This is a genomic window from Roseateles sp. (assembly GCF_052436255.1).
Lineage (GTDB): Bacteria > Pseudomonadota > Gammaproteobacteria > Burkholderiales > Burkholderiaceae_C > Pelomonas.
Window position 1 is genome coordinate 1 of sequence record NZ_JBQVNP010000142.1, and the last position, 13499, is coordinate 13499.

The following is a 13499-nucleotide window of genomic DNA, read 5'->3' on the forward strand; positions in this document are numbered from 1 at the left end:
ATGCAGCCCGGCGCCGGCTGGCTGCTGAGCCTGGTCGGCGTGTCGCATGCGGCGCTGTCCGGGACGCTGGCGCCCGAGGGCTGGCAGGCGCAGGACCAGCACCGCGGCCACGATCGCCCGGGGGTCCAGCGAGCCCCCATGGGCGTGCGCGCCGGCCAATTGCCGGCGGGCGGCAGCCCGCGTGGCCCACGCAGCGGCAGTGCGACGGAGGCCGCCCTGGCCGACCTGAACGACGCGCTGCGCCTCAGCGCGTCCTTCCTGGACGCCCGGCTGCGCGGCGCGGCGATGCCGGCGAGCCCGCTGCTGACGGCACGCTGAGACAGCGCGGCGGCTTGGCGACAAGGCGCGCGAATTCAGATCCCCAGGGAGGGCCAGCAGATGGCCACGAGGCTCGCCCCGGCCTACCTGTCTAGCTGGCGCCCGCAGCCGGCAACGCCCGCAGCACCCCTGGCAGCGGCGTCGCCGCCCCCACCATCGCCGCCCCCCTCGCCGCTGCCGCCGCCTTCAGCACAGCCAGGCGCTCCGCCGTATCCGGATGGCTGCGCAGCCACGCCGTCCCGGGCGGCGCTTCATCGCCTCGATGCAGCGCCGTAAATAGCGCAGCCACCCCACCCGCGTGACCATACAGCGCGACGCTGGCGGCCAGCGCCTCCGCGTCGGCCTGGCGCTCAGCGTCGCGTGAATAGCCCAGCAGCGCCAGCTGCGCAGCGCCACCCAGCAGGCCCTGCGCAGCCTGCGCGGCGCCTTCGGGTGTGACCACCGACAGCACCAGCATCACCGCCAGCCCATGCCCCATGTTGGCCGCCACATGCCGGTGCTTGACATGCGCAATCTCGTGGGCGAGCAGTGCGGCCAGGGCCTGCTCGCTGTCGAGCTTGCGCAGCAGGCCATGGAACACGCGGATGCGGCCGCCCACGGTCGCATAGGCGTTGACCAGCTCCGAGGCATCGTCGCTGACCACCAGCTTCATGCCCGGGGGCAACGCCATCACCGCCCCAACCCGATCGGCCAAGACCTGCAGGGCGGCGCGGCGCTCGCCGGCTGCGACAGCCGCCGCCGAGGCCGCCTGCTTCTTCTCATCGTCGAACACGCGCTCAGCCAGGGCGAGCTCGTATTCGAAGGGCAGCCGGGGGGCCAGCCAGCGGGCCGACAGGCCGGTCACCAGCACCAGCACGGCCAGCAGCGCGAGGCTGGCCGCCACCAGCCAGGCCAGCTCGCGCAGCGGGCGGTCGTCGCGCTCCAGCAGGTCTTCCGGCGGGAGCCGGTTCTCCAGGGTCGGCGGCGTCATGCGGCGATGCTCACGGCGCCGCCGTCACCTGGCCCCGGGGCCCGATCAGGGCCGTGCCGAAGGCCAGAATTTCCACGGAAGGCGTGGCGGACCCGGCGATGGTGGTGGTCTGGAAGCGCACGCCGATCACCAGCGTGCTGCCCGCCACCTCGGCCTGCGCCTTCAGGCGCAGCAGCGCCTCGCGGCGCGCCCGCTCCAGCAGCGTCTCGTAGCCGCGAAAGCGCCCGCCGAAGAAGGAGCGGAAGCCGGCCACGAAGGTCTTGAAGTAGTCCGACGAGATGACGACGCCGCCCGTCACCAGTTGCGCCGAGCCGGCCACCACGCCCTCGGGCACGTAGCGCGTGTTCAGCGCCACGACGTGGCGCAGCGCCTGCTCCCGCTCGCGGATGCTGCGGTAGTGCCGGCGCTCCAGCCAGCGCCCGACGCCGTAGCCCAGCAGCAGCGGAACGATCAGCACCCACAGGCTGAGGGTGTCGAGCCAGAACTTCCAGTTGTTCATGATGCGTGCGCGACGGTGGTCATGCAGCCGTCGGCTCGACCGTCACCGCAGAGCCATAGGCCAGGGTCTCCGCCGCACCCATCGTGATGCTGGTGGTGACGAAGCGCACGTTCAGCACCGCATTGGCACCCATCGCACGGGCCTGCGCCGTCATGCGCTCCACCGCCTCGGCGCGCGCCTCCTGCATCAGGTCGGTATAGGCCTTGAGCTCACCACCGACGATGTTCTTCAACCCGGCCAGGATGTCCTTGCCGGCGTGCTTGGCGCGCACCGTGCTGCCCTGCACGATCCCCAGGTGGGCGGTGATGCGCTGCCCGGGGGCGGTCTCGAGGTTGCTGACGAGCATGACGGTGGGCTCCCTGGTGTAGTTTGCGGCCGTGATGATGCCCGATGGCAGGCCGACCAAGCCGGTGAATCCTTCCCGCAGGAAAGCTCGGTCAGGCTCTGTCCGTGACCGACCGAAGTCGGCGGGCCCATCAGCCCCTGCGCCGGCCGGCCGTGCGCAGCTCATCGAGCTGCGCCAAGGTGGCGTGCATCACATCGTCCACGAGGGCGAGCACCCGATCACGCTCTACCGAAGCGACTGCGAACGAGGCGGTGTCCGGCGTGTTGCCAGCCTGCTGCCCGCCCAGCAGCAGATGAAACGGCAGCCCCATCGCTGTGCCGCCCATCATGTCGCGCGGGCCGTCGGCCAACCCGCCTCGGGGCGTGCAGGGCGTCGGGGTCAGGTCCAGCATCGTCCCGACCATGCGGCTTGCACGTCCGTCGCCGGCCCATTCGATGGCGCGCCCGCGGGAGTGCATCAGGCGATAGCCAGACCCGTTGCTGCGCACGCGGAACCTGGCCTGGTACATGGGTTCGACGCCGCGAACGTGCGCGCGCATTGCCGCCAGCATGCCTTCCAGGTCGGCCGGATGCACGCGGCAGCGCCAGAAATGCGTGCTGTCGGCGTTGTCAGGCTCCGGGAACCCGAGTCGCGACTTCCATTGCGGCGAGTAATGGACCGTCTCCAGCTCGGGGCGCAGGTCCCAAAGCCCGACCTCACCCGCGTCGACGGCCGCCTGCAAGCGCAGCGCATGGATTTGGGCCTTCGTGTCCATGGCCGGCATTGTCATAGCCCCCGCGGCCCCGCCGCCCGCGTCAGGCCGGCTCGCCCGCGCGGACCGGGTGAACTCCGGCACGCATCAGGCGCCTGGAAGCCCGAGATCCGGTCACGCGCGACGTTCAAGGCTTGCAGGCAGGAGAAGGATTCGCCGTCGGCCCCGTCTTCGTCTGTTCGATGAACGGGATGGTGCCGTCTGGCCGATAGGAGAACTCCTCGATGGCCACCGAGCGCCGGTATTCGCCGCCGCCCGGCAGCTCGGCGTTGTGATACGCGATGTAGCTCTTGCCGTTGAAGTCGAAGATGGCCTGGTGGATGGTGGGCGTCTTCAGGTTCTTGGCCATGATGACGCCGCGCGGCGTCCACGGGCCGGTGGGTGAGGGGCCGGTCAGGTAGGCCGTCTGCTCGGGGAAGAACTCCGAGTAGCTGAGGTAGTAGGTGCTCTTGCCGTCGACCTTGCGCTTGTGCAGGTAGGGCGCCTCGACGAAGTCCTTCACCGGCAGCACCTGGATGGGCCCGTCCAGCTCGGTCATGTTGGCCTTGAGCCTGGCGTACTTCAGCACCGTGTTGCCCCAGTACAGATATGCCTGGCCGTCATCGTCGACGAACACGCCGGGGTCGATGTCGTCCCAGGCGATGTCGGTCTGCGTGGTCATGTCGTTGGTGACGAGGGCGGAGCCGCGCGCATCGACGAAGGGGCCGGTCGGCGAATCGGACACCGCCACGCCGATGGCAAAACCAGGCACTGTGGCGTGCTCGACCGTCGAGTAGAACCAGTACTTGCCGTCGCGCTTCACCACATCGGACGCCCAGGCGCGGGCCTTGGCCCAGGCAAAGGTCCTGACGTTCAGCGGCACGCCATGGTCCTGCCAGTTCACCATGTCGCAACTGGAGAACACGCGCCACTCGTGCATGACGAAGTCCTTGCCTGCCGGCAGGGCCTCATCGCGGCCGGTGAAGAGGTAGACGCGGCCAGCGTCGACCAGCACGGCGGGGTCGGCGGTGTAGAGCGGGGCGAACAGCGGGTTGGCGGCGTGCGTGGCGCCGAGGCCGCACAGCAGTGCAGCCGTCGTCAGGAGCTTCTTCATCAGGATTGGGATTTGTTGAGGGACAACAGCCGTTGCACGGCGCAGAACACGAACAGCAGCCCGCCGATGACGATCTTGGTCCACCAGGAGCTGAGCGTGCCGTCGAAGGCGATCAACGTCTGGATCAGGCCGAGAACGAGCACGCCGGACAGCGCGCCGGCGACATAGCCATAGCCGCCCGTCAGCACGGTGCCGCCGATGACGACCGCCGCGATGGCGTCCAGCTCCACGCCCTGCGCGTGCTGGCCGTAGCCACTGAGCATGTAGAACGCGAACAGCAGGCCGGCCAGCGATGCGCAGAAGCCGCTGAGCCCGTAGACGGCGACCTTGGTACGGCCGACGTTCAGGCCCATCATCAGCGCCGAGGCCTCGCTGCCGCCCAAAGCGTAGACGGTGCGGCCGAAGGCGGTGCAGTGCGCCACCCACAGGCCGATGCCCAGCATGACGAGCGCAATCACCGCGCCGGGCGACAGGAAGGCGTCACCGAACAGCGGAATCTGCGTCTGCGACAGCGTGACGAACAGCGGCGCGTCGATGGTGATGCTGTCCACGCTGATCAGGAAGCACAGGCCGCGCGCCAGGAACATGCCGGCCAGCGTGACGATGAAGGCCTGCAGCTTGAAGACGTGGATGACCACGCCCTGGAGCGCGCCGAAGGCCGCGCCACCCAACAGCACGACGACGATGACCAGCTCGGCCGGCCACTGCGCCACCTGCAGCAGCCAGGCGGCGACCATGGTCGTCAGCGCCAGCACCGAGCCCACCGACAGGTCGATGCCGCCGGACAGGATGACGAAGCTCATGCCCACTGCGATGACGAGCAGGAAGGCGTTGTCGATGAGCAGGTTGAGCACCACCTGCGCGGAGCCGAAGCCGGTGTAGCTGCTGGCGCCGACGATGAAGAGCAGGGCCATCAGCGCGACGCTGACCCAGGTGGTGAAGGAGGGGGCGGCCATGGCCGCGCGCAGCGCGGCCCCGAGAGAACCTTCTGCGCGCACGGCGTTCATGCCTTCCTCCAGGTCGACCAGGCCGACGACTGCGAGATGCAGACCGCGAACACGACGACGGCCTTGACGACCATCGTGACCTGCGGCGGCACGCCCATCGCGTAGATGGCGGAGGTGAGCGTCTGGATGATCAGCGCGCCGATGAGGCTGCCGGCCAGGCTGAACTTGCCACCATTGAGCTGGCCGCCGCCAAGGGTGACGGCCAGGATGGCGTCCAGCTCCAACAACAGGCCGGCGTTGTTGGCGTCGGCGCTCTTGATGTTGGACGAGATCATCAGCCCACCCAGCCCCGCGCAGAAGCTGCAGTAGACATAGACGAAGAAGACGATTGCGGCCGTGCGCACGCCGGCCAGGCGCGCCGCGACGGGGTTGATGCCGACGGTCTGGATGAACAGGCCCAGCGCCGTGCGCTTCATCAGCAGCGCCGTGAGGCCGCCCACGGTGGCGACGACGAACAGCGACACCGGCAGCCCCAGCAGATAGCCGCCGCCCAGCCAGAAAAATGACTCGGGCTCGTAGACGGTGATGATCTGGCCGTCGGCCAGCAACTGCGCCAGGCCCCGGCCGGCAACCATCAGGATCAGCGTGGCGATGATGGGCTGCAGGCCCAGCGCCGACACGAGCAGGCCGTTCCAGAGGCCGCACAGCAGGGCCGCAACCAGGCCTGCGGCGAAGGCGATGAACAAGCCGTGCGAGCCGACGAGCACGCAGGCGACGGTGCCGGCGATCGCGACCACGGCGCCCACCGACACGTCGATCCCGCGCGTGGCAATGACCAGCGTCATGCCTAAAGCGGCCAGCATCAGGGGAGCTGCGCGATGCAGGATGTCGATGAGGCTGCCGTAGAGGTGGCCATCCTTGATCTCCAGGTGCAGGAAGCCCGGCACGAAGATGGCCGCAATGGCAAGCAGCAGCGCGAGCGCGGCGACGGGCCGCGCGAGGGGGTGGCTCCAGGCCCTGGAAACTGCGGAAGGGGCGCGTGGCGTGGACATGGGAAGACTCGGGGAATTCATGCGGCTTCGGTCGCGGCGGGCTCGGCAGCGATGACCTCGAGCACGCTGCGTTCGTCCAGCTCGCCGCGGCGGTAGACGCCTGCGGCGCGGCGGTCGCGCAGGACGAGGACGCGATCGCTGCAGTGCAGGACCTCGGGCAGTTCGGAGGAGATGAAGACGATGGCCATGCCTTGGCCGTCCTCACGGTGGGCCAGTGAGCGGACCTCGTCCATCAGGTCTTCCTTGGCGCGCACATCGATGCCGCGCGTGGGCTCGTCGAGGATGAGCACGCTCGGTGCCGTGGCCAGCCAGCGCGCCAGCAAGGCCTTCTGCTGGTTGCCGCCCGACAGCTGCCCGATGGGCGTGTCGGCGTTCGGCGTCTTGATGCCCAGGCGCTGGATGTAGTCGTCGGCCAGCGCCTGCTGCTGCTCATGGCGCATGACCAGGCGCAAGCCCGCCCGCGCCTGCAGCGCGAGCAGGATGTTGTCGCGTACCGAGAGGTCGAGGATGGCGCCCTCGTGCTTGCGGTCTTCCGAGCAGAAGGCGATGCCCGCGGCGATGGCCTGGCGCGGCGAATGCCAGCGGCCGCGGTGGTCGCCGGTTTCGACGTGGCCCGCATCGGCGACGTCGGCGCCGAACAGCAGCCGCGCAGCCTCGGTACGGCCGGAGCCGAGCAGTCCGGCCAGGCCCAGCACCTCACCGCGGCGCAGTTCAAGGTCGAGCGGGTGGAGCGCACCGCGCCGGGACAACCCCTGCGCCTTCAGCACCGGGGCACCCGTCTTCGGGGCGCGGCTGTCCAGGCGGCTGGGTTGCTGGTCGGGCGGCGCGCCCACCATCTTGTTGACCAGGGCCAGTCGGCTGAGGTCGCTGGCCAGGTACTCGCCCTCGGTCTCGCCATTGCGCATGACGGTGATGCGGTCGGCCAGCGCATAGGTCTGGTCCAGGAAGTGGGTGACGAACAGGATGGCCAGCCCCTGGCTGCGCAGGCGCTTGAGCACGGTGAACAGGCGCTGCACGGCGGCGTCGTCGAGGCTGGATGTGGGTTCGTCGAGGATGAGCACCTTGGCCTGCACGCGCAGCGCGCGGGCGATGGCAACCATCTGCTGCACGGACAGCGAGTAGCGCGACAGCGGCGCGCTGACGTCGATGTCGAGGTCCATCTGCGCGAGCACGCGGCGGGCTTGCGCGTTGACGGCTTGCCAATCAATTCGACCCCACTTGCGCGGGAAGCGCCCGGCGCAGATGTTCTCGGCGACGCTGAGGTTGGTGCAAAGGTTGACTTCTTGGTAGACGGTCTGGATGCCCAGCGCCTGGGCTTCTTCGGTGCGTTTCGGGGCGATGGTTTCGCCGTTCAAGGTGATGGTGCCGGCGTCGGGCTGGTAGAGGCCGGTCAGCACCTTGATCAGCGTGGACTTGCCGGCGCCGTTCTGGCCCATCAGCGCGTGCACTTCGCCGGGGTACAGGCGCAGGCCGACGTCGGTCAGGGCTTTGACGCCGGGGAAGGATTTGTGGATGCCGGTGAGGGCCAGCACGGGTTGGGGTTTCATGTTGGTTGCTCCGGCCGGTATGGCTTAGCGCCTAGGCCCATGCCGGGACGTCGCCCCGGCGGGCGACCTTCTTTTTGAGCGACCAAAAAGAAGGCAAAAAGTCGCCCCCGAACCGCCCGGCCCTTAGCTTCGCAGCGGGCTGCCCTGCGGTGCTCAAAGGGGGGTGAAGGACAGCCAGCGCCTGCCGGCTTTCGGGCTTGGCTGTTGATTGTTGCGGCGCGGCCTCGGTTTTCGAGCATCGCAGGGCAGCCCGCAGGGCCGGTTTTGCGGGGGCGGTTTCTTTGGCTACTTTCTTGTCCGCACAAGAAAGTGACTCGCCCGCCAGGGCGAAAACCGAAGGTTTCGCTAAATCCCGGCATGGGCCTCGCCACAAACACCCCCGCAACGAAGCCCACAACCTCAATACTTTCGATTCGGCAATTCCTTCGCCGCCATATCGGCCGTGAACACGCCCTCTTCCACCGTGATCCGCTTCTCCACCGGCTTCTTCGCCACCACGTCCTTGGCCAGCTGCATCAGCTGCGGCCCCAGCAGCGGGTTGCACTCGACGGTCACGTTCAGCTTGCCCGCCTTCATCGCCTCGAAGGCGCCACGCACGCCGTCGATGGAAATGATGACGATGTCCTGACCGGGCTTCAGCCCGGCTTCCTCGATCGCCTGGATGGCGCCGATGGCCATGTCGTCGTTGTGCGCGTACAGCACGTCGATCTTCTTGTCGCGCTGCTTCAGGAAGGACTCCATCACTTCCTTGCCCTTGGCGCGCGTGAACTCGCCGGACTGCGAACGGATGACCTGCAGCTTGGGGTTGGTCTTGATGACTTCCTCGAAGCCCTTCTTGCGGTCGATGGCCGGGGCCGAGCCCACGGTGCCCTGCAGCTCGACGATGTTCAACGCCGCACCCGGCGTCTTGGCGGCACGCTCCAGCAGCCAGCGCGCCGCCTTGCGGCCTTCCTCGACGAAGTCGGAGCCGATGAAGGTCACGTACAGCGACGGATCGGCGACCTTGACGGCGCGGTCGGTCAGGATGACCGGGATGCCGGCATTCTTGGCTTCCTTGAGCACCGTGTCCCACCCCGACTCCACGACCGGCGAGAAGGCGATCACGTCGACCTTCTGCGCGATGAAGCTGCGGAGGGCCTTGACCTGGTTCTCCTGCTTTTGCTGCGCGTCGGCAAACTTCAGCGTCACCCCGGCGGCCTTCGCCGCAGACTTGATGGAAGCGGTGTTGGCGGTGCGCCATTCGCTCTCGGCACCGACCTGGGAGAAGCCCATGACGAGCGGCGCGGCGTGGGCCGCGAAGACGGGGGCCAGCAAGGCGGCGGCCAGCAGGCTGCGGCGCGGGATGTTCATGGTTGTCTCCATATCGTGATCTTGTGACGGCCGATGGTAGGAAGCCCGGTGATGTGCGACCAATGACATTTGTCGCCGAAAGCATGTCGTTTCCGGTATCGCTCGGCGCCTTAGTCTCTCAAGCCCAGGCTGACCAGGCGCGCATGCTCGCCGCTGCGGCGCAGTTTTTCCAGTTGCTCATCCACCCGGGTCAGCAGCCGGCGCTGCTGGGCGGACTTGTTGAAGGCGATGAAGGTCGGGTTCTCGGTCAGCGGGTTGGGCAAGGAGCGCACCGAAGGGAACTCGCCGCTGGCCAACAGCGCCTCGCCCGATTGCTCGATGACCACCGCCACGTCCAGGAAGCCCCGCTCCAGCTTGCCGAAGTTCTGTACATCCGACGCCACCGGCTCGGCCAGGAAGAGGCCGGCGCGATGGGCCGCGTCGAAGGCGTCGCCGTAGCTCCAGCCACGCAGCACGCCCACGCGCAGACCGCGCAGGTCGTCGATGCGGTCGAACACCCGCAGGCCGCCGCGCCGCGCGTAGATCTTCAGCGTCTCGACATGCAGCGGCTGGCTGAAGTCGCAGCGCGCCAGGCGCTCGGCCGTGGCGTACAGGCCGCCCACGCCATGCTCGGCGCGCTCCAGGCCGGCCAGCGCGCGCGTCCACGGCAGGCAGATGACTCGCAGGGGCACGCCGAGCCGGGCGAACACCGCGCGCAGCAGCAGCGGGTAGACGCCGCGCGGCTGACCGTCGCGGCCGGCGTACATGAAGGGCGGGTTCTGCACGTCGATGGCGATGACAAGCCCCGTCGTCGCGCGTGCGGCCAGCGGCGCGACGGCGAGGGCCAGGCAGGTGCGGCGGGTCAGCGGCATGGGGGCAGTTGAAGTCCACCGCACCGCTTCGTCAAGCTAACGCAACAAGCGCAGGCCGTAGAGGCCGCCCGCGACGGAACCCGGCTTGGCGACGAAGCGCACCTCCAGCTTGCCCGCTGCCGCGCGCACCAGGTCGGCCGGCAACGCGATGTCGCGGCTGTACAGCGGCGCGGACTCGGCGGCCAGCTCCAGCTCGGCCAGCAACTGGCCGTTGACGACGACGTCGAAGCGCCGGCCGGCGTCGCCGCTGGCCAGCGTCAGGCGCAGCGTGCGGGCCTGCGCTTCGCGGTCGTTCAGCACATAGCTGAACCACTGCTTGGCATGCCGCCAGCGGCCGGCCGGGGCGATGCCGCTCTCGGCGCCCTCGCCCTTGAAGCCGTGGTCGGATTCGGGCTGCTGCTCGCCGGGGGCGACCTGGTCGATGGTCTGTGCGTCCAGCGCCAGGCGCGCTTGCTCGGCCTTGGCCAGCTCCAGGCGCAACAGGCTCTGCTGGGCGGGCGTGCTGCGCGCCCAATAGAGCATGTAGCGCGAGTCGTGCAGGCGGAAGAAGGGAATGAGTTGCAGGCTCTCGGCCCCTGAGTCCGGTTTGGCGCCCTGGATCAGGCCAGGTGCGGTGAAGGTCAGCGGCTGGCCGGGCACGGGCTTGAAGCGGCGCATGAAGTCCGCCTTGTCACTCACGAAGACCGGCGCGCTGTCCTGCGGGCAGACGGCGCCATGCGCGATATGGCCCATGCGTGAGCCGTCGGCGCGGAAGTCGAGCTGCTCGCCGGGCTGCGGCGTCTTGGCGGCCAGCACGATGGGGCCGTGCAGCACGGCCACATGGTTCTTCAGGCCGCGCAGGGGTTCCAGCGTCGTGCGCATCGGCAGCTCGACGTCGACCTGGTCGCCCGGCTTCCAGGCGCGGCGCAGCTCGACATGGCCGCCGGGCCTGGCCTTGACGGCGACCGGCTTGCCGTTGAGCCTGAGCTTGAGCGCGCCCGGCGCTACCCAGCCGGGGTAGCGCACTTTGAGCGCGAACGTGCCGGCGCCCTCCACCGTCAGCCGCGTGCGCGACTCATCGGGGAAGCGGGTGGACTGCGTCAGCTTGATGCCGCGCTCGCGCCAGTCAAGCGTCGACGCGACGAAGAGGTTGACGTAGAGCGAATCGCCGTCATGCGCGTAGATGAACTCGCCGTGGCGCGCATGGCTCTCTAGCCCCGAGCCGACACAGCACCACATGCCTTCGTGCACCTGCGAGTAGACGCGGTAGTGCTGGGGCCGCATCGGCGTGAAGTAGACGAAGCCGCCGTCGCGCGGATGCTGGGAGGCGAGGATGTGGTTGTAGAGGGTGCGCTCGTAGTAGTCGGCATAGCGGCCCTGAGCGGGCGCGGCCTGCTGCAGCAGCGCCGTCAGCTTGAGCATGTTGTAGCTGTTGCAGGTCTCCGGGCCCTCCACCTCGTTGAGCATGGGCTTGAAGTCGTGGGCCGGGTGGAAATGCTCCTTGACGCTGTTGCCGCCGATGGCGACCGTGCGCTGATCCACCACCGTGCGCCAGAAGAACTCCGCCGCGCGCCGGCCCTCGTCCTCGCTGGTCAACTGCGCGATACGCGCGAAGCCGATGATCTTGGGAATCTGCGTGTTGGCATGCAGCCCGGTGAGCTTGTCCTGGCCGGCCGCCAGCGGCTGCAGCACGGCCTGATGCGAGAAGCGCCGGGCCAGCGCCAGGTAGCGCAGGTCGCCGGTCATCTCGGCCACGTCGGCCAACACTTCGTTCATCCCGCCATGCTCGGCGCGCAGCATGTCCTGCATCTGCGCGTCCGACAGCGGCGTCGTCAGGCGCAGCGCCCAGTCGCTCAGGCGGATCAACATCGCCTTGGCGTCGGCGTTGCCGGCATGCAACCAGGCGTCGCGCAGGCCGGCGAAGACCTTGTGGACGTTGTACCAGGGCACCCAGCGGCCGTTGACGGAGAAGCTGTCGACCTTGAGGTCGCCCTTCGCCACCTCGCCCCACGCCTTGGCGCCGTCGGGGACGCCGCCGATGTAGCCGTTGCCCAGTGCGTCCTGGCAGCGCTTGAGTTCGCCGACGACATAGTCGAGGCGCTTCTTCACATCGGCGTCGCCCGTCGACGCCCACATCAGCGCCAGCGCCGACACGTAATGGCCGCCCATGTGGCCGTCCAGGCCGCTGGACTCCCAGTTGCCGTAGCTGGGGGACTTGGGCGCCAGCCCGGCCTCGCGCAGGAAGGGCGCCAGAAGCCGGTCGGCGTCCAGCGCCATCAGGTACTGCTGGTTGGTGGCCTGCGCAGCCAGGAAGGGGCCGTCTTGCAGGCGCACGCGGTCGAGCGGGAACGGCTGCGTCGCCGCATGAGCGCCGTGGGCGCAAAGCGCGAGAGCCAGGGTGGCGAGCAGCCTCTTCACCTCAACCCCCCGTGCGGATGGCCCACAGCGACACGCCGCCCGCGGACAGTGCGCTGAAGCTCACGACGAACGCGCTCGCGCTGGTGTTCCATTGCCTGGACAGTACCCCGGCATAGGTGACGCCGCCGCTCACGACGCTGAGCTTGTTGCTGCCCTTGTGCGTCCACGTACCGGTCATGCCGCCGGTGACGGTGCCATCGGCGTTGAGCATCACGTTGATGGACGCCTTGGTCGTGGCGGTGATGTCCTTGCCGTGGTTGACGAGCTTGTAGCTGCCGGCCGCCTGCGCCGCGCTGACATCGGCCGTCTGCGCCGGCGTGGCCAGGCTCAGCGGCGCGTAACGCAGCGGCGCGATGACCAGCCAGCCGTCCTCGTTGAGGTGCATCTCGTGCACGCGGATCTCGTGCAGCTCGCCGGTACCGGGGAAGCGGGTGTGGAAGACGATGAAGTACCGGCCCGTCGCCGCGTCGTAGTAGGCCGAGTTGTGGCCGGGCGACACATAGCCCAGGGCCGTGCCGGTCTCGCCCGTGGCCAACGCGAACTGGTGGCCGCCCATCAGCTTCATGCCGTGCGGCGCAATGCTGGCGTCGTCGAAGACGGTGCCCGCGGCGCCCTTGACGGTAGCCATGTCGGTGCCGGCACCGTCGACGAAGGGACCGTCCGGGTTGCGCGAGCGGGCAATGCGCACGTTGTAGCCGCCCACCGCGTCGAGGCCGCCGAACGACACGAACAGGTAGTAGTACTGGCTCTCGGGGCTGTAGAGGATGTAGGCGCCCTCGATGCGCGCATGGTTGCCGCCCATCAGGTGCTTGCCATAGCCCTGGCCCGCTGGACCTGATGCCGGCAGGCCGGTGGCCGCGTCCAGCTGCATGATGAAGATGCCGCCCGAGTAGGAGCCGTAGACCATCCACAGCCTGCCCGTCGTGTCGGCGAACACCGATGGGTCGACGACGTTGGGGTGCCTGGTCGCGTCGTAGACAGTGCCGTCCTCGCTCGGCAGGCCCCACTGGCCGGACTTCAGCAGCAGCCGCTTGTTGACATAGGGGCCATCGACCTTGTCGGCCACGGCGATGCCCAGCGCCGAGCGCGGCGAGTCGCCCTTGCAGGCGTTGTAGTACATCGCGTACTGGCCGCCGGCCAAGCGCGTGACATCGGGCGCCCACAGCGTGGTCGTCTGCGCCCAGGCCAGCGTCTCGGCCAGCTCGCTGGTGACCTTGTTGCCGAACAGCGGATTGGCATCGTTGACGCCATCGGCCAGCTTGGTCCAGTTCATCAGATCGGTCGTCCTCGCGGCGGCCAGGTGCGAGCCGAAGACGTAGAACGCGCCGTCGGCACGGATGACCGACGGGTCGTGCACGCCGGCGTTGGCGAAGGCGAT

Annotated in this window: 13 protein-coding genes; 1 reads left to right on the top strand and 12 read right to left on the bottom strand. The window is 68.8% G+C overall.

What is annotated here, in order from left to right:
- On the top strand, nt 1-318 hold a 318-nt coding region (locus ACT6S0_RS22455), incomplete at its 5' end, for a hypothetical protein (protein WP_444765995.1).
- Nucleotides 319-409: 91 nt separating this feature from the next.
- Here the strand turns inward: ACT6S0_RS22455 and ACT6S0_RS22460 are convergent.
- The 12 genes from ACT6S0_RS22460 to ACT6S0_RS22515 form a co-directional block, all read right to left on the bottom strand.
- Nucleotides 410-1288: a M48 family metallopeptidase gene (locus ACT6S0_RS22460; protein WP_444765996.1), complete on the bottom strand. Its 879-nt coding sequence runs from the start codon at nt 1286-1288 to the stop codon at nt 410-412.
- A 10-nt stretch (nt 1289-1298) separates the two neighbouring features.
- Complete coding sequence (locus ACT6S0_RS22465; RefSeq protein WP_444765997.1) at nt 1299-1787, bottom strand: YbjQ family protein; 489 nt, start codon at nt 1785-1787, stop codon at nt 1299-1301.
- Nucleotides 1788-1806: 19 nt separating this feature from the next.
- Nucleotides 1807-2193 (bottom strand): YbjQ family protein, encoded by a 387-nt coding sequence (locus ACT6S0_RS22470; protein WP_444765998.1) that lies wholly within the window; start codon nt 2191-2193, stop codon nt 1807-1809.
- A 70-nt stretch (nt 2194-2263) separates the two neighbouring features.
- Nucleotides 2264-2887 (bottom strand): PAS domain-containing protein, encoded by a 624-nt coding sequence (locus ACT6S0_RS22475; RefSeq protein ID WP_444765999.1) that lies wholly within the window; start codon nt 2885-2887, stop codon nt 2264-2266.
- 124 nt (nt 2888-3011) lie between these two features.
- Complete coding sequence (locus ACT6S0_RS22480) at nt 3012-3977, bottom strand: glycoside hydrolase family 43 protein (RefSeq protein ID WP_444766000.1); 966 nt, start codon at nt 3975-3977, stop codon at nt 3012-3014.
- Nucleotides 3977-4984 (bottom strand): galactofuranose ABC transporter, permease protein YjfF, encoded by a 1008-nt coding sequence (gene yjfF, locus ACT6S0_RS22485; RefSeq protein ID WP_444766001.1) that lies wholly within the window; start codon nt 4982-4984, stop codon nt 3977-3979. Before yjfF ends, ACT6S0_RS22480 begins: the two co-directional genes overlap by 1 nt.
- Nucleotides 4981-5997, bottom strand: coding sequence for an ABC transporter permease (locus ACT6S0_RS22490; RefSeq protein WP_444766002.1), 1017 nt, complete (start codon nt 5995-5997; stop codon nt 4981-4983). Before ACT6S0_RS22490 ends, yjfF begins: the two co-directional genes overlap by 4 nt.
- A complete protein-coding gene (locus ACT6S0_RS22495; RefSeq protein WP_444766003.1) occupies nt 5994-7523 on the bottom strand; it encodes a sugar ABC transporter ATP-binding protein in 1530 nt (509 codons plus the stop codon). Before ACT6S0_RS22495 ends, ACT6S0_RS22490 begins: the two co-directional genes overlap by 4 nt.
- A gap of 399 nt (nt 7524-7922) precedes the next feature.
- Nucleotides 7923-8873, bottom strand: a complete 951-nt coding sequence (locus tag ACT6S0_RS22500) for an ABC transporter substrate-binding protein (protein WP_444766004.1) — start codon at nt 8871-8873, stop codon at nt 7923-7925.
- Between the two features lie 110 nt (nt 8874-8983).
- The gene (locus tag ACT6S0_RS22505) at nt 8984-9724 is read right to left on the bottom strand and encodes a substrate-binding periplasmic protein (protein WP_444766005.1); all 741 of its coding nucleotides are present in this window, start codon (nt 9722-9724) and stop codon (nt 8984-8986) included.
- A 36-nt stretch (nt 9725-9760) separates the two neighbouring features.
- A complete protein-coding gene (locus tag ACT6S0_RS22510; RefSeq protein ID WP_444766006.1) occupies nt 9761-12121 on the bottom strand; it encodes a beta-L-arabinofuranosidase domain-containing protein in 2361 nt (786 codons plus the stop codon).
- 1 nt (nt 12122) lies between these two features.
- On the bottom strand, nt 12123-13499 hold a 1377-nt coding region (locus tag ACT6S0_RS22515; RefSeq protein WP_444766007.1), incomplete at its 5' end, for a glycoside hydrolase family 43 protein.